This window comes from Corynebacterium suedekumii (assembly GCF_030252185.1).
Taxonomy (GTDB): Bacteria; Actinomycetota; Actinomycetes; order Mycobacteriales; family Mycobacteriaceae; genus Corynebacterium; species Corynebacterium suedekumii.
Map to the genome: position 1 here is coordinate 2,453,034 of NZ_CP126970.1, position 25,511 is coordinate 2,478,544.

Genomic DNA, 25,511 nt, shown 5'->3' on the forward strand with positions numbered 1-25,511 from the left:
ACTCCTCAAAGGGGTCGTGCTCGACGATCGTCGGTGCCGCCGGAAATGCTGTCAAATGCAACGAGTCTCTACACTATCAGGTATGTCAATGCTGGTGATCTGGATCATCCCCACTCTGTTGTGGCTGCTTGTCCACCGCTTCTCCCCCGGCGCTGTCGGGGTGGCCGGTCTGTTCTGGCCGCGGTGGCGATGGCTGGCTGCCGGCGTCGGCGTTGGTGTGCTGTCGCTGGGCCTCGGCTGGCTGGCGCTGTCGCTCATCCCCGCCTCGTCGCTCGATCACCCGGACGTCACCGGCCCGATCGTCTCCCTGGTCGGGGGCCTGTCCGTCGCAGCCGCCGCCCTCGGCGAGGAGATCTTCTTCCGCGGCTTCCTCCAGGGCCTGCTCGACCGCTGGCGCGGCCCCCACCTCGCCCTCTGGGGGCAGGCGTTCGCCTTCCTTATCCCCCACCTCCTGCTCCTGCTTATCGACGTCCACCTGTACCCCCTCGTCATCGTCCAGTTCGGCGTCGGCATCCTGCTCGGCTGGCTGCGCCTGCGATCCGATTCCCTCTGGCCGGCCGCGGTAGCTCACGTGATCACCAACGTGGGCACCGGGCTGCTGCTGGTGTGAATCACGAAACCCGCCGCACCTGGACGGTGACGGCGGGTGAAATGTGGCGCTCTTGGCGACCTTAGCGACGCAGGCCCAGGCGGGCGATCAGGTCACGGTAGCGGTCGATGTTGTTGGCTGCCAGGTACTTCAGCAGGCCACGACGACGGCCGACGAGCAGCAGCAGACCACGACGGGAGTGGTGATCGTGCTTGTGGAACTTCAGGTGCTCGGTCAGGGTGTTGATGCGGGAGGTCAGCATTGCGACCTGCGCCTCGGGGGAACCGGTGTCGGTCTCGTGGAGGCCGTACTCCTTGAGGATTTCACTCTTCTGCTCGGAAGTCAGAGCCATGATGTGTCTCTTTTCGTTGTTTCAGTCCACATGAAATGTCCCGGTCATCCGGGTGGCGCGACTGCTGTGGACCGCAGTCGCATAAAGCCTCCGAGAATGTTACCTGGTCACCGGGGGCTGGAACAAATCCGATCCCTCTGCGACGACCCACGCCTCCGCCTGCGTGTACACGATCGCGAACGGCAGTGCCTTGTTCTCGTTGCCCTCGCTGAACCAGAACAGGACCGGCCCCTTCTCCCCCAGCTTGGCGTCGCGTCGGCCGCCGAAGGAGGGCAGGCTCATGGGGATGACGGTCTCGGCGGTGACGTGGGCGCCGTGTTCGTCGATGACGGCGGTGATCTTCTGGCGGGCGGAGCGGTCGAGGCCTTTGACGAAGGCTTCGTAGTTGACGTTCTGCTGCGGGACGGTGAGGGTGTCCACGCGCTTGTCGTGGCGGGAGAAGTCGCGCATCCAGGTGCGGACGCGCTCGGTGATCTCCAGGGAGTCCAACGGGGTCTCGGCGGGTAGTTCGGCGAACCAGGCGCGGAGTTTGTCGCCGTTGAGGCGGACGCTGACGCGGGCCACGGGGACGTCGTCAAGCTGGGCGACCTTGGCGCCGGACAAGCGCACGCCGCTGGCCTCGGTGCCGCGGTACGTGGTGAACACCTCCCGGCTGGCGTCGCGGTCCCAGGTCAGTTGGCCGGTGTCGATGCGGGCGATGACCGCGAAGGGGCCGACTTCGACCTCGGACAGGTCGACCAGGTGGTCGGGCAGGTCGCCGTCGAAGGCCTCCGGCAGCTGCACGGTAAGCAGTTGTTCGGCCGCGATGCGGAGGGTGACGGGGTCGAATGCGGCGATGCCGTTGCGCAGCTCCATGGGGGTTCCTCCTAGGTGTTTTCCGCAATCCTAGTCAGGCGGGTCATGAACTCGCCGAGGAATCGTTCGGCGTCGACACCGAGAGCCACGTGGGCGGTCTTGACGGGGTCGTTGAGACGGGTCTCGTCGGCGATGGTGCGGCCCCGGGTCTCGCCCTCGGTGTCCACCTTGAGGTTGGTGTGGAACAGGTCGACCAGGGTGGGGTCGACGGCGACGGCGACGGCGAGCGGGTCGTGGAGGCCACAGCCGCCGAGGTGCGGGGCGGTCGTCTCGTAGGCGGTGATGTAGTAGTCGGTGGCATCCGCGAGGAAGTCGCCGCCCGGGGTGCCCAGTTCCCGCCACTTGGCGGTGTGTTCGGTGGTGAGCAGGGTCTGCAGGGTGACGTCGAGGCCGATCATGGTGACGTCGTGGGCGCGGCGGAAGAGCAGGTCGGTGGCGGCCGGGTCCTGGTTGATGTTGGCCTCGGCCCAGGGCCGGACGTTGCCGGGCACGCTCAGGGCGCCACCCATCATGATGATGTGGACGTTCTCGGCGAAGGTGTCGTCGGCCTCGACGGCGGCGGCGATGGTGGTGGACGGCCCGGTGGGGACGATGACCAGGTCGTCGCCGTGGTCGCGGACGGAGCGCAGCAGGAAGTCGACGGCACCTTCCTTCTGAACCTGGCCGGTCGGCTCGGGGAGGACGGCCTCGCCGATGCCGTTGGTGCCGTGAATGAACTCGGAGATCTCCAGGACCTCGAAACCGTCCCGGTCGCTGGCGTGCGGCGGGCCGGCGAAGACAGGGACGTCCGGGCGGCCGAAGAGTTCGAGGATGGCCAGGGCGTTGCGCACGCCGGTGTCCACGAGGACGTTGCCGTAGGTGCCGGTCACGCCGATGAGGTCGAGCTCGGGTGAGCCGAGGGCGTACGCCAGGGCGAGGGCGTCGTCGATGCCGGTGTCCAGGTCGAGGATGATCTTGCGTGCCACAGCGTGCTCCTAGGTGAGGTCTCGGTCGAGGTCGAGGATCTCGCGGACCCTGGCCACGTCGTTGTTGATGGCCGCCAAGAGTTCATCGACGGAGTTGAACTTGACCATGTCGCGGACGTAGCCGATGAAGGAGACGTCGGCGTCGTAGCCGTAGAGGTCGGCGTCGCGGTCGAGGATGAAGGACTCCACGCTGCGGCGGTCGTCGCCGAATGTGGGGTTGGTGCCCACGGAGATCGCCGCCGGGTAGGCCACACCGGGTTCCATGTCGCCGTCGATGGCGCGCGGGCCGCGGACGGTGAACCAGCCGGCGTACACGCCGTCGGCGGGCAGGGCGACGTCGTCGGTGAAGTACTGGTTGGCGGTGGGGAAACCGAGTTCCTTGCCGCCCCGGCCCGCGCCGCGGACGACGGGGCCGTTGACGGTGTAGGGATGGCCGAGTGCCCAGGCCGCGCCCTCGACGTTGCCGGCGCGCAGCAGGTCACGGATGCTCGAGGAGCAGATCCGCTGGTCGCCATCGTGCAGCAGGGAGACGATCTCCACGTCGATGTCCAGCCGCTGACCCAGCGTGCAGGCGGTGTCGGCGGTACCGGCGGCGTCCTTGCCGAAGGTGAAGTTCTCCCCCACCACCACCGCCGACGCCTTGAGGGTGCCCTGCAGCAGGGTGGTGAAGTACTCGTCCGGCGTCAGCCCGGCGAGCTCGCGGGTGAAGTCGATGACCAGGGTCGCGTCGATGCCCATCTGCTCCGCCAGCTCGAGCCGCTGCTCGAGGGTGGTGAGCATCATCGGGGCGCGCTCGGGCAGGAACACCGACAGCGGGTGCGGATCGAAGGTCACCATGACGGCCGGGACGCCCCGCTCGTCGGCGAGTTGCGAGGCCCGCTCAATGAGCTGTCGGTGCCCCCGGTGCACCCCGTCGAACACCCCGATCGTCACCACAGACGCCTCGATCGCGTCGGGGACCTTGTCAATGCCGTACCAAACAATCACCGCTTCAGACTACGGCATACACTTCCCGTATGACTGATGCGCTTGCCGGTTCCGGACTCGTCGTGGTGGACAAGCCGGCGGGCATGACCTCCCATGATGTGGTCGCCCGCCTGCGCAGGATCTTCGGCACCCGCCGCGTCGGCCACGCCGGCACCCTCGACCCGATGGCCACCGGTGTGCTCGTCGCCGGGGTGGAACGGGGCACGAAGTTCCTCGCCCACCTCGTTGCCACCACGAAGTCCTACGACGCGACCATCCGCCTGGGTGCGGCGACGACCACGGACGACGCCGAGGGTGAGGTCGTCTCGTCGGGGGACGCGACGTCGATACGCGCGGAGCAGGTGCTCGCCGGGATGGCGGAGCTGACCGGCGACATCATGCAGCGCCCCGCCAGCGTCAGCGCCATCAAGATCGGCGGCCGCCGCGCCCACGAACTCGTCCGCTCCGGCGAAGACGTCGAGATCCCCGCCCGCCCGGTCACCATCACGCGTTTCGACGCCCGCGCCTTCCGCCGCGACGGCCCCTTCCTCGACGTCGACGTGCGCGTCGACTGCTCGTCGGGCACCTACATCCGCTCGCTGGCCCGCGACCTCGGCGACGCCCTCGGAGTCGGCGGCCACCTCACCACCCTGCGCCGCACCTCCGTCGGGCCCTTCCAGCTTGACGACGCCCTCACCCTCGACACCCTGACCACCTCACCGCAGCTCTCCCTCACCCTCGACCAGGCCCTCACCCGCTCCTACCCCGTCCTGGAACTGACCGCCGACGAGGCGGCCGCACTGGCCATGGGCAAATGGCTCGAACCCCGTGGCCTCGACGGTGTCCACGCCGCCGTCGCGCCGGACGGGAAGGCCATCGCGCTTGTCCGCGAGAAGGGCACCCGCCTGTCCACCGTCTTCGTCGCCCGGCCGTCCACGCTCTAAGCCGCCTTCGCCGCGTGGGCCCGTAACGCGTCCCGCAGCATGCCGAGGAAACTGCCCTCCGCCAGATCAGCATGCGTGACATGCAGACGGGGAATCCCCGCATTCGTCAACGCCCGGTCCCGCTCCCGGTCCCGCCGCATCTGCTCCTCCGGGGCGATACCGGTGCTCACCCCGTCATACTTGAGATCCCCGTCCGTCTCCACGACCTGGAACCCGTTGACCAGGATGTCCACCCGGTACCGGCCGTCCAACACGCTGACCTGGAGCTCCACGCTGGTGACCTCCGGCAGCTCCGCCGTGAGAATCTGCGCCCGGGCCCACGACTCGATGGGGCTCTCCGCCCGCGGGTCCGCCAGCTCCAGTGCGCGGCGGGCTGCCTGGAGCCCACGCATCCGGCCCAGCTGGTCGATCGTCTCCTCCGCCCGCGCCCGGGTCATCCCCGGCATGGCCAGGATGTGGTCGAACGCCACGATCCCGTCGATCACCCCGTGGTGCCGGGACAGATCCACCGCCGTCCGGATGATCCGGGTCACCCGGGCGCCGTGGTGCTCCGTGACGTGCTCCGGAAACAACGCCGCCTTGCGATACTCCACCCCCTGCGGCCACTGACCCCTCGGCGGCCGAGACAGTCCCGGCAGAGACAACGTCACCGGCTCATTCCAGCCGAGGACCGGAATGCCGTGCAGCCGGGCCGCAGACTTGCCCACCACGACCGCTTTCCGGGTACCGAGCCCGACTCTGAATGCTCTCAGCTCTTGTCTCTCCCACACACGCAGCGCCGCATACTCCTGCGTCGGCACAGCAATCTCCGGGCACAACAGGGTGAATCGTCCACGAGCCAGCTCCGCCCGAAAGGCCGGTGTCCCGGCCTGGTGTGACCGCATCCGGATCAACTCGATCCTGTCGTGCCAGTTCTGCATGACCGCAGTATCACCCCGACCGCCCACGAGGTCCACCGACAGTGCCTTCTGGCTGTGGATGAATGGCCGTGGGCGAGGACTTGTCCACAGGGCATGAGCTAAAGGGCATTCGAGCAGGGGCATATGACGGGTTCTGGAGAGGTCGCTCTCGATTGATACCCCTACTCAAATGCCCCTTCCCGAATACCCCAGGACTGCCCCGCCCTACGTCACCGCCGTCGCCGCGATGACGTAGCCGTCGCGGACGACCCACCGGCCGGTGATGAACGGGACCGGGGTCGGCCGGACGAGGAGGTAGGAGATGAAGGTCCCGTCGTCGCGGAGGTCGATCTCAGCGTCCTCGAATCCGAGCCACCGGTGGGTCATGGGGAACCAGGCCTTGTAGGTGGCTTCCTTGGCGCAGAACAGCAGGCGGTCGGCGCAGTCGACGCCGTTGGCGCGGAGTCGGTCGAGCTGGGCCATCTCGCCTCGTCGGGCGACGGAGCCGATGATCTCGCGGGGCAGCGCCTCGGCGGGTTCAGCGTCGAGGCCCATGGAGCGGACGGTGGTGGTCGGGGCGACGACGGCGGCCCGGAACCCTTCGGTGTGGGTCATGGAACCGGTGACCCCGGCGGGCCACAGGGGCATGCCGCGTTCGCCGCGCAGGATGGGCTCCAGACTGTCGAGTCCGGGGATGCCCAGGTCACCGAGGGCTTTGTGGGCGCACCAGCGGGCGTCGCCGAACTCGGCCTTGCGGATATCCACGGAGTGGGACACGAGGGCCTGTTCCAGGGGGTGGAGTCCGAGGTAGTTCTGCAGGTCGGGGCGGTGCCTGTCGGTGATGACGTAACAGAACTGCGAGTCGGACGGGAAGAGGGAGTGGTCAAGCATCGGACTCCCCCATCGTCATCACGGGGTAGGGCCAGGGGTTGAGGTGGCCGTGGCGTTCCCATTCGCGTGGGTAGCCGAGGGAGACCTCGATGTGGCGGACGCCGGCGACCTCACGTTCGCCGGGCATGTGGAGGTGGCCGTAGATGACGGCCTGTGCGTTGTAGCGTTCGGCCCAGGTCCGGGTGTGGCGGGTGCCGCACCACAGGGCGATCTCGGGGATGCGCATGTCCAGGGTGGGTTCCTGGATGAGGGGCCAGTGGTTGATGAGGATGGTCGGCCCGTTGATCCGGGAGAGTCGTTTGATGGAGTACGCGAGGCGGTCCCAGCACCAGGCGCGGATGTCCACGAAGGGGGCGATGGCGAACTCGTCGGTCATCATGATCTGTTTGTCGCGGGCGGCGGCGACGGCCTGTTCGACGGTCATGCCGGCGCCGCGGAAGCTGTAGTCGTAGAGCGTGAACAGCGGGACGAGGGTGACGCCGTTGAACACGGGGTACGGGTCCTCGGGGGTGAGGACGTCGATGGCGCGGCAGCTCTCGACGAGTTCGTCGTACTTCTCCCGGCCCTGGTGGCGTTCGGTGGAGCGGGAGAACAGTTCGTGGTTGCCGGGTACCCAGATGACCTGGGCGAAGCGGCGTCGCAGTTGGCCGAGGATCTGGATGACCAGGTCGGTGCGTTCGGCGACGTCACCGGCGACGATGAGCCAGTCGGAGGGGTCGGCGGGCTGGATCTCGTCGATCCGGGCCGCGTTGGCCTTGACGGCGGCGTGGAGGTCGCTGACCGCCCACAGTGTTGTTGTCATGACCTACCTCCTTGTTCTGTGTCTACCACAGGGTCGACCACGGCCCAGCGCATGGACCGGAAACGCCAGACCACGGCGGCGAGACGGATCGCGATGAACGCGAGGAGGCCGATCCAGATGCCGGTGAGGCCGCCGTCGACGGCGTAGGAGATCCACACGCCGGGCAGGAATCCGATGAGGACGGAGGCGATGGTGATGGTGCGCAGGTAGGCCGCGTCGCCGGCACCGAGGAGCACGCCGTCGAGGGCGAAGACGACGCCGCCGAGGACGATCATGATGATCATGAGCCACCACGGCGTCGACAAGGTGGCCAGCACGTCAGCGTCGCGGGTGAAGATCCGTGGGATCACGCCGGCGAGCACGGCGAACACGAGGCCGAGTGCCCCGGCGAAGACCATGGAGTACGCCGTCACGCGCACGCCCACCTGCTTTGCGACGCCCACCGTCCCCCGGCCGAGCGCCGCACCCGTCAGCGCCTGTGCGGCGATGGCCAGGCTGTCGAGCACGAGGGTGATGAAGTTCCACAGCTGCAGCATGATCTGGTGCGCCGCCAGCGAGGAGGTGCCGAAGCGGGCGGCGACCGCCGCGGCGGAGACGAAGGCCACCTGGAAGGACAGGGACCGGAGGATGAGGTCTCGGCCCATGACCAGCTGACGTTTCATGATCGACCACTGCGGAGCCCAGCTGCCCTCATGTTCCCGGTGCAGGGCGACGAGGAAACACACCGAGGTGATAGTCAGGCCGATGACGTTGGCCATGGCGGAGCCCTCGAGTCCGTAACGCGCGACGAGCACGGGGATGAGGATCGCCCCGGGGATGACGCCGGCGAGGGTGAAGTACAGCGGCCAGCGGGTGTTCTGGACGCCGCGGAGCCAACCGTTGCCGGCCATGTCGATGAGCGTGAGCGGGATCGCCAGTGCCGCGATGTGCATCCAGCTGGCCGCCGCGGCCGCGGTGTCGGGGTTGCCGGTCAGGGCGAGAGCGATGCGCTCGGCGAAGATCCACACCAGGGTCGCGATGACCAGCCCCACCCCGAGGCCCACCCAGGTGGCCTGGACTCCCTCGGCGACGGCCTCGCGACGATTACCGGCGCCGAACAGGCGGGCCGAGCGGGCGGTGGTGCCGTAGGACAGGAAGGTCAGCTGCGTGGTGACGGTCGACTGCACCGTCGTGCCGGCCGCGAGTGCGGCGAGCTCGAAGGAGCCGAGGTGGCCGATGACGGCGGTGTCGAGAAGCAGGTACAGCGGGGTCGCCGCCAGGACGCCGAGGGCGGGCAGCGCCAGGGCGAAGATCTGCCGTGCCGTGACCTGCGGGACCTGGCCGGTCACCGGGACCGCAGTTCCCCCAGCAGGGCGGCCAGGGCCTCATCCACGTCACCGCGGGCGGTGTACCCGGCGGCCGGAATGTGCCCGCCGCCGCCGAGTGCCACAGCCACCCGCGAGACGTCCATCTCGTTGGAGCGCAGCGAGACGTGCCACACGCCGGGGACGGTCTCCTTGAACACCGCGCCCAGGTCGGTGCCGCCGAGGGAACGGACGAAGTCGACCAGCCCCTCGACCGCGGACAACGAACCGGTGGAGAGCAGCTCGTGCGGGGCGACGATGACCGCCACTCGGTGGTCTCCGGCCTCGTGGACGGTCACCCCCGACAATGCCTGGCCGATCATGCGCAGGTCCGCCACGGAACCGGAGTCGAGGAGGTCGACGGCGATGGCGCGGACGTCGATACCCGTGGACATGAGGCGGGCGGCGAAGGTGTGCATCGCCGGTGAACCCCACCGGAAGCTGCCGGTGTCGGTGAGCAGACCGGCGTAGAGACAGTGGGCGATCCGCTCATCGAGCTGGATCTCCAGCTCCTCGAACAGCCGGCCCAGGATCGTCGTCGTGGACTCGGCGTCCAGGTCGATGAGGTTGACCACCCCGAACCCGGAGTTGGTGGAGTGGTGGTCGACCACCAGGGTGATGTCGGCACGCCGGCCGATCTCCTCGGCGAGCGCCCCGGCCCGGTCGAGGGAACCGCAGTCGACGGTGATGATGAGGTCGACCTCCCGCAGCTCGGCAGCCAGTTCCACCTCATCCGCCCCCGGGATGGAGAGCAGGTTGGCGGCGAAGGGTCCGGGCTGACCGATGTAGCCGGTCGCCTGCCTGCCCTGCTGACGCAGCGCCGCGACTGTCGCGCAGACCGACCCGATGGCGTCGGCGTCGGGCCGCACGTGGCCGACCACGGCCACCGTCTGCGCCTGCCCGATAAGCGACGCCGCCTCGGAGTACTGGGTCACTAGTCCTGGTCCTCGGTCTTGTAGGGGTTGGCGTCACCGACGGGGCGGGCGTTCTCCCGCAGACGGGCGAGCTCCTCGTCGCGGGCCTTCGCGCGGGCGAGCAGCTCCTCCATGTGGGCGGAGGCCTGCGGGACGGCGTCGTACTCGAAGGACAGCGTCGGGGTGAAACGAACACCGAGCTGATCGCCGACGATCTTGCGGAGCTGACCGCGGGCGCGGTGGAGGGCCTCCGCGGCCTCGTCCAGATCCGGCTCCTCGTCGATGGTGCGGCCGCGGACGGTGTAGAAGACGGTCGCGTCGTGGAGGTCACCGGTGACACGGGTGTCGGTGACGGTGACCAGTTCCAGGCGACGGTCCTTGACCTCGCGTTCGATGGCGGAGGCCACGATGGTCTGGATGCGCTTGGCCATACGGGCGGCGCGGGCATGATCGGCCATGTCGGAACGGCTCCTTCTCGTCGACGGTTATTTCAGAACAGTGAGTCTACCGACTCCGCGCCTCACGGAATGCGCAGACCCGGCAGCGGCCACGCCCGGGGTGGCTGATGGGCCTGCTCGAAGGGGTAACCGAGGGAGACGTCGACGTGCGGTACTCCCTCGACCCGGATCTCCCGGGGCATGTGGAGGTGGCCGTGGACGGCGGCGACCGCCCGGTAGCGGTGGGTGAAATCGCGGGTCAGGGTGGTGCCGCACCACAGGGCCATCTCCGGTTGGCGCATCGCCCGGGTCGGTTCGATGACCAGAGGCCAGTGGTTGACCAGGAGGGTCGGTCCGGCCACCTCGTCGAGGCGGGCCTGCGAGTAGGCGACGCGTTCGCGGCACCACGCGGGGATGTCGACGTAGGGGGCGATGCGCAGGACGTCGTCAAGCGTGGCGCGGGCGGTGTCGGCGGCGGCGAGGGCCTGCGCCGGCGGCAGACCGGCCAGAGCCGCCGGCCGGAAGGAGTAGTCGTAGAGGGTGAACAACGCGGCGACGGTGACGTCACCGAACACCGGGTACGGGTCCTCCGGGGTGTCCACGCCGACCTCCCGGAGCAGGTCCACGAGCCGGTCGTAGCGTTCGCGGCCCTTGAAACGTTCCGTCGGGCGGGCGAAGAGCTCGTGATTTCCGGGGTCCAGATGACACGCGAAAATCGCCGCCGGAGAGCGGCGAGGGTGTCGACGACAACGTCGACAGCCTCCGCCACATCTCCGGCGACGATCAGCCAGTCCCCCGGATCCGCCGGCCGCAGGCGCTCGACGCGCTCGCGGTTGGCGGGCCAGGTGACGTGGAGGTCAGAGACCACCCAGAGGGTGCGCGGCATGCTAGTCGCGCGGGACCTCGACCTGCTCGAACACCTCGATCTTGTCCCCGACCTCGATGTTCGGGTAGGACAGGACCATACCGCACTCGTAGCCGGCGGTGACCTCGGTGACGTCGTCCTTCTCGCGACGCAGCGACTCGATGGTCGCCTTGTCGGCGACGACGGCACCGTCGCGGATGACGCGGACCGACGCGTTGCGGCGGACCTTGCCGGACTCGACCATGCAACCGGCGATGAGGCCGATGGAGGATGCCTTGAAGATCGCGCGGATCTCCGCGACACCGACCTCGCGCTCCTCGTAGATCGGCTTGAGCATGCCCTTGAGAGCCTGCTCCACCTCTTCGATGGCGCGGTAGATGACCGTGTAGTAGCGGATGTCAATGCCCTCGGCATTGGCTTCCTCGGTCGCCTTGCCCTCAGCGCGGACGTTGAAGGCGATGATCACCGCGTCGGAGGCGGCGGCCAGCGAGACGTTGGTCTGCGTGACGGCACCGACACCACGGTCGATGATGTTGAGCTCGACCTCGTCCTCCATCTCGATCTTGAGCAGCGCCTCCTCCAGCGCCTCGACGGAGCCGGCGTTGTCGCCCTTGAGGATGAGGTTGAGGACACTGGTCTCCTTGAGCACCGAATCCAGGTCCTCGAGGGAGACACGCTTGCGGGTCTTGGCCTGCATCGCGGCACGCTTACGGGCGTCGCGCTGCGCGGCGATCTGACGTGCCACACGGTCATCCTCGACGACGAGCAGGTTGTCACCGGCACCGGGGACGCCGTTGAGGCCCTGCATCTGGATCGGACGGGACGGACTCGCCTCGTCGACGTCCTGGCCGTGCTCGTCGATCATGCGACGGACACGGCCGTAGGTGTCACCCACGACGATGGAGTCGCCGACGCGCAGGGTGCCGCGCTGGACCAGGACGGTGGCCACGGGGCCACGACCACGGTCGAGGTGCGCCTCGATGGCGACACCCTGAGCGGCCATGTCCGGGTTGGCGCGCAGATCCAGGGAGGCGTCCGCGGTGAGGACGACAGCCTCGAGGAGATCCTCGATGTTGGTCCCCTGCTTCGCGGAGATGTCGACGAACATGGTGTCGCCGCCGTACTCCTCCGGGATCAGCCCGTACTCGGTGAGCTGGCCACGGATCTTGTCCGGCTGAGCCTCCGGCTTGTCGATCTTGTTCACCGCGACCACGACCGGCACATCGGCGGCCTTGGCGTGGTTGATCGCCTCCACGGTCTGCGGCATGACGCCGTCATCCGCGGCGACGACGAGGATCGCGATATCGGTCGACTTGGCACCACGGGCACGCATGGCGGTGAACGCCTCGTGGCCCGGGGTATCCAGGAAGGTGATCTTCCGCTCGCGGCCGTCGATCTCCATCGGCACCTGGTAGGCGCCGATGCCCTGGGTGATGCCGCCGGCCTCGCCGGAACCCACGTTCGCCTGGCGGATGGTGTCCAGCAGGCGGGTCTTACCGTGGTCGACGTGGCCCATGACGGTGACCACCGGGGGACGCTTCGCCAGATCGTCCTCGTCGCCCTCGTCCTCACCGAACTGCAGGTCGAAGGACTCGAGCAGCTCGCGGTCCTCGTCCTCGGGGGAGACGACCTCGACGTTGTAGTTGATCTCGGCACCGAGCAGCTGGAGGGTCTCCTCCGGCACTGCCGCGGTGGCGGTGATCATCTCACCGAGGTTGAACAGAGCCTGCACGAGAGCTGCCGGATCCGCGTTGATCTTCTCCGCGAAATCGGACAGGGAGGCTCCGCGGCGCAGACGCACGGTGGCGCCACGACCGTCGGGCAGGCGAACGCCACCGATGACGTTCGGGGCCTGCATTGCCTCGTACTCGGACCGCTTCTGCCGCTTCGACTTACGTCCACGACGCGGAGCGCCGCCCGGACGTCCGAAGGCACCCGCGGTACCGCCGCGACGACCGCCGCGGCCACCACCGCCGCCGGGGCGGAAACCGCCACCGCCGCCGCCGGGTCCACCGGAGCCACCGCGGCCACCGCGACCGGTGCCGGCGGACTTGGCCGGCATCTGGCCCGGGCTCGGGTGGTTGGGCATCATGGCCGGGCTCGGACGACGTCCGCCGCCCTGTGCCGGACGATCAGCGCCCGGACGGCCGGTACCCTGACCGCCGCGACCACCCTGGCCACCGCGACCACCCTGGGCACCCTGCCCACCCGGGCGCGGGCCGCCCTGGCCGGGGCCACGGCCGCCACCCGGACGGGGTGCCGGACGCTCGGTGCCGGAGGAGAAGGGGTTGTTGGCCACGCGCGGGCGTCCGCCCGGCCTGGGCATCGGGCGCGGCATGGCTCCGTCGGCACCCGGCTTCGGGGCCGGGGCGGCCGGCTTGGCGCCACCCGGCTTCGGGGCTCCCGGCTTGGCGGCCGGGGCAGCCGACTTCTCCGCTGCGGCCGGCTTCGGAGCCGGGGCGGCGGGCTTCTCGGCGGCCGCCGGCTTCGGGGCCTGGGGAGCGGGCTTCTCGGCTGCGGGCTTCGCGGCCGGTGCGGGGGCGGCCGGCTTGGCGGCGGCACCCGGCTTGGGGCCGGAGCCCGGCTTCGGGGCTCCCGGCTTGGCGCCACCCGGCTTGGGGGCGCCGGGCTTGGCGGACGGGGTCGCGGGCGCAGCTGCGCCGTCGTCCCCGCCGTTGGCGTTGTAGTGTGCGCGCATCTTCTTGACCACCGGGGGTTCGATGGTCGACGATGCGGTCTTGACGAACTCGCCCTGCTCCTTGAGCGTGGCAAGCAGTTCCTTGCTGGTTACGCCGAGCTGTTTCGCCAGCTCATGTACGCGTAGCTTTCCGGGCACTTCTCTCCTCTGGGGTTTCCTAGAGGTCGAGAGTGCCCCGGGGAGGGTGGACTCGACCTCTAGATGATGTCTTTGACGTTCATCGCTGATGCTTCATCGTGGTGTGCTCATCAGTGTTCGGTCTTCCTTACAATGTCGGGTCCGGCAGCTGGTGCTGCGAGGTACGTGCGTACGTGACCTGTGTCCACGGCCGTGGACACCCGGAACGCCCGCCCGAAGGCGCGGCGCTGTTCCGCCAGCTCGAGTGCGGTGATGTCAGGAGTGATCCAGGCTCCCCGGCCGGGGAGGCGACGGGCGGGATCCGCCAGCAGGCGGGTTCGGGTGGAGTCCTCGGGATCGAGGACCACCCGGAGCAGCTCGGTGTCGGGCTTGCGCTCCCGGGTCGCGACACAGGTACGGACACGGATTTCGCGGGGTGCTGTCGCACGTTCGCGGGTCTCCGGCATTCGTCTCCTCAGGAATCTGAAGGTGTCTGGTGGATCTGGGTACTTCTGACCGCACGTGGGCCATCGGCCAGTTTACGCTATCGTCACCTGAATTTGAACTTCCGTACCCGCGCGCGGTTCATCCCACACACTCGGCGCCCCTATTCAGCGTCAGAGTGGATGTCGATCTTCCAGCCGGTGAGGCGGGCGGCGAGGCGGGCGTTCTGGCCCTCGCGGCCGATGGCGAGGGAGAGCTGGTAGTCGGGCACGGTGACCTTGGCGGTCTGGGCCTCGGGGTCGGTGACCTCGACGCGGATGACCTTGGAGGGGGCCAGGGCGTTGCCGACGTAGGTGCCGGGGTCCTCGGAGTAGTCGATGATGTCGATCTTCTCGCCGCCGAGCTCGGTCATGATGTTGGTCACGCGCTGGCCGCGGGGGCCGATGCAGGCGCCCTTGGCGTTGAGTCCCTTGACCTTGCCCAGGACGGCGACCTTGGAGCGGTGGCCGGCCTCGCGGGCGATGTTGATGATCTCGACGGAGCCGTCGGCGACCTCGGGGACCTCGAGCTCGAAGAGTCCGCGGACGAGTTCGGGGTGGGTGCGTGAGAGGTTGACCTGGACGTTGCGGGGGCCCTTGTTCACGCCGACGATGTAGGCCTTGACGCGGTCGCCGTGCCGGAGCTTCTCGCCGGGGATCTGCTCGGCGGGCAGGAGGATGCCGTCCTGGGGGTCGGTCTCGGTGCCCAGCTGGACGATGACGATGCCGCGGGAGTTGGCGGTGGCGTCGCGCTGGACCACGCCGGAGACGACCCGTCCCTCGAACTCCTGGTACTCGTCGAAGGCGCGGCCGGCCTCGACTTCGCGGAGGCGACGGACGATGGCGTCGCGGACGGCGTGGGCGCCGAGGCGGGCGAAGTTGTCCGGGGTGTCGTCGTACTCGGAGACGATCTCGCCGTCCTCGTCGACCTCGGCGGCGATGACGGTGACGGAGCCGGTGGACTTGTCGAAGTCGATGCGGACCGGGGTCTCCTCGCCCAGTCCGCGGTACTCGCGGTAGGCGTGGATGAGGGCCCCGGCGATGGTGCCGAGCAGGTCATCGACGGCGATGCCCTTGTCCTTCTCAATCGCCACGAGCGCCTGCATGTCGATATTCACTTGTTGTCCTCTCGCCAGGCCAGTGCCTGATCAAAATCCATGCCGGTCAGCTCGGTCTCCGCTTCCGGCGCTTTCGCGAACTCAATTTCTACCACCGCGGGCACCTGCTCGGCCAATTCCAGGATGCGCATCTCGCGGTCCTTCTTCACGGTGCGCACGAGCACGACGGAGCTCTCGTCCGGGGAGAGGGCACCGATGCGCCAGGTGCCCTGCTCGCCGAGGGTGACCAGGCGGTGGCGGTTGCGGCGCCAGTGGCGCGGGGCCGTCAGCGGCAGGTCGACGCCGGGGGTGGAGACCTCGAGGGTGTAGCCGGCGCCGAAGGAGGCGTCGCCGCGGTCCTCGGCGGCGTCGAGAAGCTCGGAGATGTCCCTGGACACGACCTCGAGGCGGTCGAGGTCGGGGCGGTCGTCGGCGTCGAGGCGGATGGCGATGACGGACTTCTTCCCCGCCCGGGTGATCCGGATGTCCTCGACGTCCAGGCCGTCGACGGCGGGCGCGATGAGCGCGGTGAGTTGTTCTTCGGTGGGGAATGCCATGGCCACCAGCCTATAGCGGGCCGGTAGGGTGACCAACGTGAACCAGCGCATCCGGAGTCTCGCCGTCCTGCTCGCCCTGCCGTTCCTGGCGTCGTGCACGGTCGATGACGTCGTCGAGGCTTTCGGCCCGCGCCCGGACAGCCAGCTGGTGGAGCTCGCCGACCTCGCCCACGCCGACGGGCGCACGGGCCACGAGGACGAGTTGGCCGCCGAGATCACGCGCCTGTGCGGCACCCACGCCGACGGCACTGTCCCGGAGTCCTGCTCTTACACCCCGGGCGAGGCGACTGCCGCGGACGCGTTCACCGCGACGGTCGACGCGGTCGACGAGGTCCCCGACGATTCCCGTGACCTCATCGCCCGCCAGGCCGTGCAGCTGGCCGGCGACGCCGAGCTTCCCGCGGTGGAGTTGAGCACTGAGGCGGCCGAGCAGGCCCGCACGCTGCTGCGCGCCGAGTACGCCGCGACCTCCGGTCTGGGTACCGCCCGCGCGTTCCTGCCGGCCGAGCAGGTGGACCCGCTTATCGACGCCGCCGAGCACCGCATCGACCTCCTGCGGGAGGTCCTGTCCCCCACCGGCGACGTGCCCGTCGCCGAGGCCGGCTACGAGGTCGCCGGTGACCTGGGCCCCGCCGACCCCGGTTTCCCTGGGATGGTGGCCACCGAGCTCGACGCCGCCTGGCTGACTGCCGTGAGGGACGCCGATGACGACACCTGGCGCCGGTGGCTCGCCCTGGTCGCGGGACGTGGTGAAACTCACCCCGACGTGGGGGCGTAGACCTTTTAACGACGCGGCGTCGGCAAGGTATGCTGCGTTGTCGTGACTTCTTCCACGATGAGAGCCTTCCGATGGCTCGCCCTCCTCCTGATAGCCCTCGCCGCCGGCGCGATGTCCATCGGAGCGGCTGAACAGCCCTCCTCCTCGACCGCCATGCTGCCCGACGACGCCGAATCCTCCCAGGTCGCCGAGATCCTGCAGGAACGCCCGGGCGACAACGGCGCCGCCGCCATCGTCCTGTTCACCACCGACGACGGCACCACCATAGACATGGCCGACCTGGGTCAGCGCGCCGAGCAACTCGGCGGACCGCTGATCCCCAACGAGGACATGACCGCCGCCCTCGTGCCCATCGAGGTGCAGTCCGAGGGCCTGACCGACAACGTCGACGTGGTCAACGACCTGCGCGACCAGGCCGCCGAAGGTCTGCCCGGGAACATCACCTCGCAGATCACCGGCCCCGCCGCCATCGACGCCGACCTCTCCGGCGTGTTCTCCGGCGCCAACTTCCTGCTCCTGGCGGTGACCGGCGTCATCGTGGCCGTCCTGCTCATCGTCACCTACCGCTCCCCCATCCTGTGGATCATCCCGCTGCTGGTCATCGCCGTCGCCGACCGCTTCGCGCAGATCGCCTTCACCTGGGTCCTCGACGCCGTCGGCGTGGTGTGGAACGAATCCACCGCCGGCATCCTCTCCGTCCTCGTCTTCGGCGCCGGCACCAACTACGCCCTCCTGCTCATCTCCCGCTACCGCGACGAGCTGCACAGGACCGAGGACCGCTTCGAAGCCATGGCCCGGGCCTGGGTGCCCACCATCAAGACGGTCTTCGCCTCCGCCGTCACCGTCGTCATCGGCGTGGGCTGCCTCCTGCTCTCCGCCGTGCCCACCACCCGTGGTCTCGGCCTGGCGTCGATGATCGGCATCGCCATCGCGTTCCTCTTCGCCATGTTCGTCCTCCCGGGCGCCCTCGTAGCCTTCAACCGCTGGATCTTCTGGCCGAAGGTCCCGCAGGTCGGCGACGAGACCGAGCACAGGTTCTGGAACCGCATCGGTGACGTCGTCCGCTCCCGCCCCGTCGTCGTCGCCGCCGTCTCGCTGGTCGCGCTGGCCCTGGCCTGCATCGGTGCCTTCCAGATCAAGACCGGCGTCACCCAGGCCGACCAGTTCATCGACACCCCGGAGTCCATCTCCGCCGCCGCCGACCTCGAGGAGGCTTTCCCCGACCAGGAGGCCACCCCGTCCATCGTGGCCACCCAGGATGTCGAGGCCGTCGCCGCCGCCCTCGAGGGCGAGGACGCCAACGTCATCCCGCAGGAGCCCGCCGGTGACTACGAGATCCTCCAGATCTCCGGCCCCGACACCGTCGAACTGCGCGAGCTGCTCAGCGACACGGACGCCCTCGTCGGCGGCCAGGACGCCCAGCTCGTCGACACCGAGGAATCCGCCGCCGAGGACCGCACCCTCATCTTCCCGCTCATCCTCGCGCTCATCTTCGCCGCCCTCGTAGTGCTGCTGCGCTCCTTCGTCGCCCCGCTCATCATGACCGCGACGGTGCTGCTGACCAACGTCGCCGCCCTCGGTCTCGGCTGGTGGATCTCCACCGGGATCTTCGGCTTCGAGCGTTTCGACTCCACCACCCCGCTCTACTCCTTCGTCTTCCTCGTCGCGCTCGGCATCGACTACTCGATCTTCCTCATCACCCGCGCCCGCGAGGAGGCCCGCCACCACGGCACCAAGGAAGGTGTCCTGCGCTCCCTGTCCGCCACCGGTGGTGTCATCACCTCCGCCGGTATCCTCCTCGCCGCCGTGTTCGCCGCCCTCGGCGTCCTGCCGCTGGTCGCGCTGGCCCAGGTGGGCATCGTCATCTTCATCGGCGTGCTCCTGGACACCCTCATCGTCCGCACCATCCTCATCCCGGCCATCGTCCAGATGCTCGGCGAGAAGTTCTGGTGGCCCAACAAGCTCAAGCCCGCCAAGGATTCGGCGGACACCGAGCGCGGTGAGCGCGAGCTGACCGGCTCCACCGCCGCCTCGGAGCTGTAGCAGCCAGCGGAACAGCCACGCGGAAAGGCCCTCGACTCCACCCGGTGCGGGTGGGGTCGAGGGCCTTGTGCTGTGCCGGGTCCCGGATTCGGGATCACGTTGTCGGGAGGACTACTGATCCCGAGTATCGGACCACGAATTCAGGGTGATCCCGACAGGCTGATCCCGAAGGTCAGCCGCGGACGAGCTCCACGACGCGGGCGACGACCTCGTCGGCCGGGACCTCCATGGTCTCCCCGTCGCGGACGCGCAGCTCGACGATGCCGTCGGCGAAGGAGCGGCCCAGCACCACGGCGAAGGGCATGCCCAGCAGCTCGGCGTCCTTGAACTTCACGCCGGGGCTGACCTTGGGGCGGTCGTCGAAGAGAACCTCGATGCCGGCGGTGTCGAGTTCCCCGGCCAACCGCTCGCCGGCCTCGAGGGCGGCGGCGTCCTTGTTCGCCACGACCACGTGGACCTGGAACGGGGCGATCTCGACGGGCCAGCTCAGACCCTTGGCGTCGTGACGCTGCTCGGCGAGCACGGCCATGAGACGGGAGACGCCGACACCGTAGGAGCCCATGGTGGGCACGGAGCGCTTGCCGTTCTCGTCGAGGATCTGAACGTCGAAGGCCTCGGTGTACTTGCGTCCGAGCTGGAAGATGTGGCCGATCTCGATGCCGCGCTCCAGCGTCAGGGTGCCCTGGCCGTCGGGGGCGGGGTCGCCCTCGCGGATCTCGGCGGCCTCGACGTAGCCGTCGACCTCGAAGTCACGGCCGGCGACGAGTCCGACGACGTGGCGGTTCGGGGCGTCGGCGCCGGTGATCCAGGAGGTGCCCTCCACGATGCGGGGATCAGCGAGGACGCGGACGCCGTTGGCGGCGAGGCCGCGCGGGCCGACGTAGCCCTTGACCAGGAAGGGGTTGCGCTTGAAGTCCTTCTCCTCCGCCATGGCGACCTCGGCGGGCTCGAGGGAGGCCTCGAGGCGCTTCATGTCCACCTCGCGGTCACCGGGGACGAGGACGCCGAGCAGGTCACGCTCCTCGGCACCGGGTTCGAGGACGGTGAGCACGACGCACTTGAGGGTGTCTGCGGCGGTGACCTCGCGGTCGTCGATACGCACGCCCTCGGAGTTGGCCCAGTCCACCAGGGTGGCGATGGTCTCGGAGTCCGGGGTGTCGTACTCCACGGCCTCCGGCAGGCCCGCCACCGGACGGGGCTGACCCGGCTGCGTGACCACGGCCTCGACGTTGGCGGCGTAGTCGCCGTCGGTGGCGCGGACGAAGGTGTCCTCACCGTTGGCGGAGACGGCGAGGAACTCCTCGGAGGCGGAACCGCCCATCGCGCCGGAGGTGGCCTGGCAGATGACGTAGGACAGCCCGAGACGGTCGAAAATGCGCTGGTAGGCGCCACGGTGGGCGGCGTAGGAGGCGTCGAGGCCTTCGTCGGTCATGTCGAAGGAGTAGGAGTCCTTCATCACGAACTCGCGGCCGCGGAGGATGCCGGCGCGGGGGCGTTCCTCGTCGCGGTACTTCGTCTGGATCTGGAAGAGCGTGACGGGGAAGTCCTTGTAGGAGGAGTACATGTCCTTGACCGCACCCGCGAACATCTCCTCGTGGGTGGGGCCGAGCAGCATGTCGTTGCCCTTGCGGTCCTGGAGGCGGAACAGCGAGGGGCCGTACTCGGTCCAGCGGTTGGTCTTCTCGTAGGGCTCGCGCGGCAGCAGCGCGGGGAACAGCAGTTCCTGGCCGCCGATGGCGGTCATCTCCTCACGGACGACATCCTCGATCTTGCGCAGCGTCCGCAGCCCCAGCGGCAGCCACGTGTACACGCCCGGCGCGGCACGGCGGATGTACCCGGCGCGGACGAGGAGCTTGTGGCTGGGGACCTCCGCGTCGGCGGGGTCATCGCGCAGGGTGCGCAGGAACAGCGAGGACAGACGTGTGATCATGGTCCGTAACTGTACCCGGTACCCTGTTCGACATGCTGATCGTGCTGCCACCGTCCGAAACCAAAGCTCACGGCGGGTCCCACGGCCCGCTCGACCTCGGATCGCTGGCGTTTCCCACGCTGAATCCGGTGCGCGGGCAGATCATCTCGGACCTTGAGTCACTCCCGGTCGATGACGCCCTCGGCGTTCTGGGGATCTCGGAGAAACTCCGCACGGAGGCGGAGGCCAACACGCAGCTGCGCACGTCCCCGACGATGCCGGCGATCCACCGCTACACCGGCGTGCTTTTCGACGCCCTCGACGCCGCCTCCCTGCCCCCTTCCGCGTCCGCACGCCTCGCCGTCGGCTCCGCCCTGTTCGGCGTCGTCCACGCCGACGACCTCATCCCCCATTACCGGCTCTCCGGCGGCACGAAGCTCCCCCTCGCCGATGGCACTCGGCCGACGATGAAGGCCCGCTGGGGCAAGGCGATCACCGAGGCGCTGTCCCACGACGGCCTGGTCGTCGACCTGCGGTCCGGGACTTACCAACAGCTCGGCCGGGTGCCTGGCGCGGTGACCGTGCGGGTGGAGTCGGTGCTGGCGGACGGGTCGCGGAAGGTGGTCAGCCACTTCAACAAGCAGTACAAGGGCGAACTGGCCCGGGTGCTCGCGCTCTCCCCGGGGAGGCGGCGACTGCGGGAGACGTCGCGGACATCGCCCGGGGCGCCGGCATGACCATCGAACAGACCTCAGCGACCGCGTTGACGCGTGTAGTCTGATCGCCATGACTGCCCTGCTTAGACCAGGTGACCGCGTCGCCATCCTCTCCCCCTCCTTCGCCGTGCCCGGCGCGTACCCGGCGGTGCACGAGCAGGCGATGACCCGGCTGCGTGACCTGGGGGTAGAGCCGGTCGAGTACCCCACGACCCGCCAGGTCGGCGCGTCCCCCGTGGATCGCGCCCGGGACGTCACCGCCGCATTCGCGGACCCGTCCATCCGCGCCATCATGGCCACCATCGGCGGCAACGACCAGATCACCGTCACCCCTCACCTGGACGACGAGGTCATCCGCGCCAACCCCAAGCGTTTCCTCGGCTACAGCGACAACACCAACCTGCTCAACCACCTGTGGCGTCTCGGCATCCCCGGCTTCTACGGCGGTTCCACCCAGGTGCACATCGGCCCCGGCCCGCGTATCGACGCCGCCCACCTCACCGCCCTGCGCGCCGCCCTGTTCACCGGCAGCGAGGTGGAGGTGACCAACCCTGCCGAGTCCGAGGACTTCTGCGTGGACTGGGGCGACCCGAGGTCACTGTCGGAGTTCGGCCACCGCGTCCCCAGTGACCCGCTGGAGTGGTCCGGCCCGGAGAAGGCTGTCGAGGGCCGGACGTGGGGCGGCTGCCTGGAGGTGCTCTCCCAGCTCGGCATCGCCGGCCGGTTCCCCGCCGTCGACGACCTGCGGGGCGGCATTCTGCTGCTCGAGGCCTCGGAGCGCCTGACACCCGCTCCTGAGATCCGAGACATCGTCCGCGCCCTCGGCGAACGGGGACTCCTCGGCGTGGTCGCCGGCGTCATGCTCGCCCGCACCCCCACCACCCACCACCAGGAGCCCCCTCGCACCGAGGAGGAGCGTGCCCTCGCCCGGCGCGAGCAGATCGACGTCGTGGTGGACACCGTGCGTAGCTACAACCCCGACGCGGTCGTCTGCGTCGGTGTCCCCTTCGGCCACACCCGGCCGCAATGGATCCTCCCCTACGGCGGGACCGTGCGGCTCGACGGTGGGGAGAAGCGCGTCTTCGCGGACTACCGCTGAGGCCGGAGGCGCTTTTCTGTCCACTTTGCCGCTTTTCCGGGCGGTTTGTCAGCGAAAGTAGACAGATAAGTGCCTTTTCAGGAAAGTATCAAAGTATCAACCACCGCTAGGATGAGGCCATGACCAACCCCTTCCGCCCCACCTTCGGCGCCTCTCCCCTGTACTGGGCGGGCCGCCGGGTCATCCTCGACGAGTTCGCCCTGGCGATCGACGGCAACCCCGGTGACCCGACGCGCAGCCTCATCATCGACGGGGCGCGCGGCATCGGCAAGACCGTCCTCCTCACGGAGCTGGAGGACATCGCCGCCCAGCGGGGCTGGATCGTCCTGCGGGCGACCGGCCGCCACGACATGGTGCGCACCCTCGTCGACTCCACCATCCCCGCGAAGATCCGCGAGCTCGCCCCACCCCGGGACGCAAGGTCACCGCCGTGAGCATCTCCGGTCTCGGGCGGGTGGACACCGAGCTGACCCCGGGACAGGACCCGACGCCGACGCTCATCACCCGGCTGCGCGATCTCCTCGGCCATCTGCAGGGCGCGGGCGTGCTCATCACCGTCGACGAGGTCCAGGACGCCGACCCGGACAACCTCACCCAGGTCGCCGTCGCCTACCAGGACCTCATCCGGGACGACCTCGAGGTGTCGCTGGCCATGGCCGGACTGACCCACGGGGTCAACCGACTGCTCGACCTGCCCGGCACCACCTTCCTGCGCCGGGCCCGCCGCTTCGAGCTCGGACCGCTCACCGCCGAGGACGCCCGAGCCACGCTGACCGCCACCGCCGAGGGATCCGGTCGGCCCTTCGACGAGCCGGGTGCCGCGGCGGCCGTCGAGGTGGCGCAGGGGTATCCCTACCTGGTGCAGCTGGTCGGTTACCTGGCGTGGAACCGTTCCGCGGGGACGATCACCGCCGATGACGTCGCGGCCGTCCGGGACGAGGCCGTCATGACCATGGGCTCCCAGGTCCACGCCCCCTCCCTCAAGGGGGTGCCACCGGCGCAGCTGGCCTACCTACGGGCCATGGCGGACCTCATCGGCGATGATGCGGACGTCGCCTCCACCGCCGTCGCGGAGGCAGTGGGCAAGAAACCCAACGAGGCCACCGACACCCGCGGCAAGCTGCTCGACCGGGGGCTCATCGAGTCCCCCGCCTGGGGTCGCGTGGCGTTCACCCTTCCCTACCTCGCCGACTTCCTGCGCAGTGACGGGCGGGTCACCCGGATCAGTTGACGTGCCCCAGTGCCCGCGCCCCGGAGTGCACGCCGACGGTGGCGATGATGGCGGTGACCACCATGACGGCCGCCATGGCCACCGGCTGGGACAGTCCCGCGGAGGCGACGAGGCCGACGATCGGGGACAGGACTCCGGCGAGCAGGAACTGGCCGGAGCCGAGAAACGCGGAGGCGGAGCCGGCGGCCTTGCCGGCGCGGGAGATGGCCAGGGCGGAGTTGTCGGCGAAGTTGAGTCCCATGGAGGCGACGACGGTGAAGAGTCCGGCGAGGATGTACCACCGCGGGGCGTCGAGAAGCGCGACGGTGAGCAGGTAGCCGGTGGCCACGAGCATGACGATGTTGCCGATCCGGGCCAGCGGCAGCGGGCCGACCTTCGTCACCAGGTGGGCGTTGAGCAGGGCGACGAGGAACATGCCGGTGGTGTTGGCGGCGAAGATCATGGCGTACTGGACCGGGCTGAAGCCGTAGTGCTCCTGGAGGATGAACGGGGAGGCGGAGACGTAGGCGAACATCGTGGCGAAGGAGAAGATGAAGCCGGTGGTGAAGGAGACGTAGGCCCGGTCGGCGAGGAGCTTCCGGACGGAGGTGAGGAGGGGCCGCCACCCACCGGCTGTGCGGTCGGACGCGGGCAGGGTCTCCGGGACGGCCCGCCACACGCCGAGGGCGACGATGACGTTGAGGCCGGCGAGCACCCAGAACACGCCCCGCCAGCCGACGCCGTCCACGAGGATGCCGCCGACGACGGGTCCGATGACCGGGGCGATGCCGCCGAGGAGCATGAGCAGGGAGAACACCCGCGCGAGTTCGGGCCCGTGCGTGAGGTCGGCGGCCACCGCGCGGGCGAGGACGACGGCGGTGCCGCCGGCCAGCCCCATGAGGAAACGGGCGAGGAACAGCAGCCAGGCGTGCGGCGCCACGGCGGCGAGCACCGTCGCCACGGCCAGGGCCACGGATCCGGTGAGGAACAGGCCGCGGCGTCCTCGCGCGTCGGACCAGGGCCCGGCGGCGAGCTGGCCGACGGCCATGCCGGCGAGGAAGAACGTCAGGGTCAGCTGCGCGCCGGCCTGGCTGAGGTCGAGGTCACGCGCCAGCTGGGGCATGCCCGAGAGGTACATGTTGATCGACAACGGCTCGGCCATGGAGACCAGCGCGAGCACGCCCAGGATGAGCGGCGGAATCACCCCACGGGTCACAGCCCGGCGACCTCACCGATGACGTAGACAGCCGGTGCCTCGACGGCGTGGTCGGTCATGGTCTCGGCGAGGGTGCCCAGGGTGCAGCGGAAGCTGCGCTGCCCGTCGGTGGTGCCCTCCTGGATGATCGCGGCCGGGGTCTCCGGGGCGAGGTCGGCGGCCATGAGGGCGTCGGCGATGGCGGCGACGTGGCGCACGCCCATGATCACGGAGATGGTCCCCCCGGTCCGCGCCAGGGCGGACCAGTCCACCAGGGATGACGGGTGGCCGGGCGGCAGGTGCCCGGAGACCACGGTGAAGGAGTGCACGACACCGCGTTGGGTGATCGGCACGCCCGCGGCACCGGGGACGGAGACGGCGCTGGTGACCCCGGGGACCACCTCGCAGGGGATGTCGTGCTCACGGCAGACCTGCAGTTCCTCGAAGCCGCGGCCGAAGACGTAGGGGTCGCCGCCCTTGAGGCGGACGACCTTCCGACCGGCGCGGGCGTGGGAGACGATGAGCTCGTTGGTCTTGCCCTGGGAGACCTGCCGCTTGTACGGCAGTTTGGACACGTCGATGATCTCCTTGCCGGGCACGTCGATGAGGCGGTCGAGCTGGTCGGTGGGGCCGAGGTGATCGGTGAGGATGACGTCGGCGTCGACAAGCGCGTTCATCCCGCGGACGGTGATGAGGTCCCACGCACCGGGACCCCCGCCGACCAGGGTGACGCCGGGCAGGGCAGAGTCAGAGGTCATGGTGGATCAGTCTATCGGTGGTTACCCTGG

24 protein-coding genes and 2 pseudogenes are annotated in these 25,511 nt (G+C 69.3%); 8 read left to right on the forward strand and 18 right to left on the reverse strand.

Annotated features, from left to right (window positions below; genetic code table 11):
* Positions 1–82 precede the first annotated feature (82 nt).
* The gene (locus QP029_RS12295; RefSeq protein WP_284874552.1) at positions 83–610 is read left to right on the forward strand and encodes a CPBP family intramembrane glutamic endopeptidase; all 528 of its coding nucleotides are present in this window, start codon (positions 83–85) and stop codon (positions 608–610) included.
* Between the two features lie 61 nt (positions 611–671).
* Here QP029_RS12295 and rpsO read toward each other — a convergent pair whose 3' ends face one another.
* From rpsO to QP029_RS12315, 4 genes are all read right to left on the reverse strand, one after another.
* Positions 672–941 carry a 30S ribosomal protein S15 gene (gene rpsO / locus QP029_RS12300; protein WP_284874553.1) on the reverse strand — a complete coding sequence of 90 codons (270 nt, stop codon included), beginning with the start codon at positions 939–941 and terminating at the stop codon, positions 672–674.
* A 99-nt stretch (positions 942–1,040) separates the two neighbouring features.
* Positions 1,041–1,796, reverse strand: a complete 756-nt coding sequence (locus QP029_RS12305) for a hypothetical protein (RefSeq protein WP_284874554.1) — start codon at positions 1,794–1,796, stop codon at positions 1,041–1,043.
* A gap of 11 nt (positions 1,797–1,807) precedes the next feature.
* Positions 1,808–2,761, reverse strand: a complete 954-nt coding sequence (locus QP029_RS12310) for a nucleoside hydrolase (protein WP_284874555.1) — start codon at positions 2,759–2,761, stop codon at positions 1,808–1,810.
* 9 nt (positions 2,762–2,770) lie between these two features.
* Entirely contained in the window at positions 2,771–3,748 is a 978-nt protein-coding gene (locus tag QP029_RS12315; protein WP_284874556.1) for a bifunctional riboflavin kinase/FAD synthetase, read from the reverse strand.
* Positions 3,749–3,777: 29 nt separating this feature from the next.
* Between QP029_RS12315 and truB the strand changes: the two genes are divergently transcribed.
* A complete protein-coding gene (gene truB / locus QP029_RS12320) occupies positions 3,778–4,671 on the forward strand; it encodes a tRNA pseudouridine(55) synthase TruB (protein ID WP_284874557.1) in 894 nt (297 codons plus the stop codon).
* Here truB and QP029_RS12325 read toward each other — a convergent pair.
* The 11 genes and pseudogenes from QP029_RS12325 to rimP all read right to left on the reverse strand — a co-directional run bounded on the left by QP029_RS12325 (position 4,668) and on the right by rimP (position 15,773).
* Entirely contained in the window at positions 4,668–5,381 is a 714-nt protein-coding gene (locus QP029_RS12325) for a hypothetical protein (RefSeq protein ID WP_284874558.1), read from the reverse strand. The genes truB and QP029_RS12325 overlap by 4 nt on opposite strands.
* Before the next feature lie 414 nt (positions 5,382–5,795).
* Positions 5,796–6,461, reverse strand: coding sequence for a 4'-phosphopantetheinyl transferase family protein (locus QP029_RS12330; protein WP_284874559.1), 666 nt, complete (start codon positions 6,459–6,461; stop codon positions 5,796–5,798).
* Complete coding sequence (locus tag QP029_RS12335) at positions 6,454–7,263, reverse strand: metallophosphoesterase family protein (RefSeq protein WP_284874560.1); 810 nt, start codon at positions 7,261–7,263, stop codon at positions 6,454–6,456. The genes QP029_RS12330 and QP029_RS12335 overlap by 8 nt, the downstream gene beginning before the upstream one ends.
* Entirely contained in the window at positions 7,260–8,591 is a 1,332-nt protein-coding gene (locus QP029_RS12340; protein WP_284874561.1) for an MATE family efflux transporter, read from the reverse strand. The genes QP029_RS12335 and QP029_RS12340 overlap by 4 nt, the downstream gene beginning before the upstream one ends.
* Positions 8,588–9,541, reverse strand: coding sequence for a DHH family phosphoesterase (locus QP029_RS12345; protein ID WP_284874562.1), 954 nt, complete (start codon positions 9,539–9,541; stop codon positions 8,588–8,590). The genes QP029_RS12340 and QP029_RS12345 overlap by 4 nt, the downstream gene beginning before the upstream one ends.
* Positions 9,541–9,978 (reverse strand): 30S ribosome-binding factor RbfA, encoded by a 438-nt coding sequence (gene rbfA, locus QP029_RS12350; protein WP_284874563.1) that lies wholly within the window; start codon positions 9,976–9,978, stop codon positions 9,541–9,543. Before rbfA ends, QP029_RS12345 begins: the two co-directional genes overlap by 1 nt.
* A gap of 62 nt (positions 9,979–10,040) precedes the next feature.
* Positions 10,041–10,843, reverse strand: a pseudogene (locus QP029_RS12355) (metallophosphoesterase family protein).
* A 1-nt stretch (position 10,844) separates the two neighbouring features.
* Positions 10,845–13,658 (reverse strand): translation initiation factor IF-2, encoded by a 2,814-nt coding sequence (infB, locus tag QP029_RS12360; RefSeq protein WP_284874564.1) that lies wholly within the window; start codon positions 13,656–13,658, stop codon positions 10,845–10,847.
* A 110-nt stretch (positions 13,659–13,768) separates the two neighbouring features.
* On the reverse strand, positions 13,769–14,104 hold the full coding sequence (locus QP029_RS12365) for a YlxR family protein (RefSeq protein ID WP_284874565.1): 336 nt from the start codon (positions 14,102–14,104) through the stop codon (positions 13,769–13,771).
* Between the two features lie 140 nt (positions 14,105–14,244).
* Entirely contained in the window at positions 14,245–15,237 is a 993-nt protein-coding gene (gene nusA, locus QP029_RS12370; RefSeq protein ID WP_284874566.1) for a transcription termination factor NusA, read from the reverse strand.
* A complete protein-coding gene (rimP, locus tag QP029_RS12375) occupies positions 15,234–15,773 on the reverse strand; it encodes a ribosome maturation factor RimP (protein WP_284874567.1) in 540 nt (179 codons plus the stop codon). Before rimP ends, nusA begins: the two co-directional genes overlap by 4 nt.
* A gap of 37 nt (positions 15,774–15,810) precedes the next feature.
* On the opposite strand from rimP, the gene QP029_RS12380 reads away from it, so the two are divergent.
* Positions 15,811–16,551, forward strand: a complete 741-nt coding sequence (locus QP029_RS12380) for a hypothetical protein (RefSeq protein ID WP_284874568.1) — start codon at positions 15,811–15,813, stop codon at positions 16,549–16,551.
* A 57-nt stretch (positions 16,552–16,608) separates the two neighbouring features.
* The gene (locus QP029_RS12385) at positions 16,609–18,594 is read left to right on the forward strand and encodes an MMPL family transporter (RefSeq protein WP_284874569.1); all 1,986 of its coding nucleotides are present in this window, start codon (positions 16,609–16,611) and stop codon (positions 18,592–18,594) included.
* A 172-nt stretch (positions 18,595–18,766) separates the two neighbouring features.
* Here the strand turns inward: QP029_RS12385 and QP029_RS12390 are convergent, their stop codons facing one another.
* The gene (locus QP029_RS12390) at positions 18,767–20,524 is read right to left on the reverse strand and encodes a proline--tRNA ligase (protein ID WP_284874570.1); all 1,758 of its coding nucleotides are present in this window, start codon (positions 20,522–20,524) and stop codon (positions 18,767–18,769) included.
* A 32-nt stretch (positions 20,525–20,556) separates the two neighbouring features.
* Between QP029_RS12390 and yaaA the strand changes: the two are divergent.
* The 4 genes and pseudogenes from yaaA (at position 20,557) to QP029_RS12405 (ending at position 23,549) form a co-directional block, all read left to right on the forward strand.
* A pseudogene (gene yaaA, locus QP029_RS12395) lies at positions 20,557–21,284 on the forward strand (peroxide stress protein YaaA).
* A gap of 5 nt (positions 21,285–21,289) precedes the next feature.
* Positions 21,290–22,318, forward strand: a complete 1,029-nt coding sequence (locus tag QP029_RS12400) for a S66 family peptidase (protein WP_284874571.1) — start codon at positions 21,290–21,292, stop codon at positions 22,316–22,318.
* 119 nt (positions 22,319–22,437) lie between these two features.
* The gene (locus QP029_RS14220; RefSeq protein WP_349293710.1) at positions 22,438–22,752 is read left to right on the forward strand and encodes an ATP-binding protein; all 315 of its coding nucleotides are present in this window, start codon (positions 22,438–22,440) and stop codon (positions 22,750–22,752) included.
* Positions 22,749–23,549 carry a DUF8462 domain-containing protein gene (locus QP029_RS12405; protein ID WP_349293711.1) on the forward strand — a complete coding sequence of 267 codons (801 nt, stop codon included), beginning with the start codon at positions 22,749–22,751 and terminating at the stop codon, positions 23,547–23,549. Before QP029_RS14220 ends, QP029_RS12405 begins: the two co-directional genes overlap by 4 nt.
* Here QP029_RS12405 and QP029_RS12410 read toward each other — a convergent pair.
* Positions 23,542–24,744: a Bcr/CflA family efflux MFS transporter gene (locus QP029_RS12410; protein WP_284874572.1), complete on the reverse strand. Its 1,203-nt coding sequence runs from the start codon at positions 24,742–24,744 to the stop codon at positions 23,542–23,544. The two genes, QP029_RS12405 and QP029_RS12410, sit on opposite strands and share 8 nt — an antisense overlap.
* Positions 24,741–25,481, reverse strand: a complete 741-nt coding sequence (gene cobA / locus QP029_RS12415; RefSeq protein ID WP_284874573.1) for a uroporphyrinogen-III C-methyltransferase — start codon at positions 25,479–25,481, stop codon at positions 24,741–24,743. The genes QP029_RS12410 and cobA overlap by 4 nt, the downstream gene beginning before the upstream one ends.
* Between the last annotated feature and the right edge of the window lie 30 nt (positions 25,482–25,511).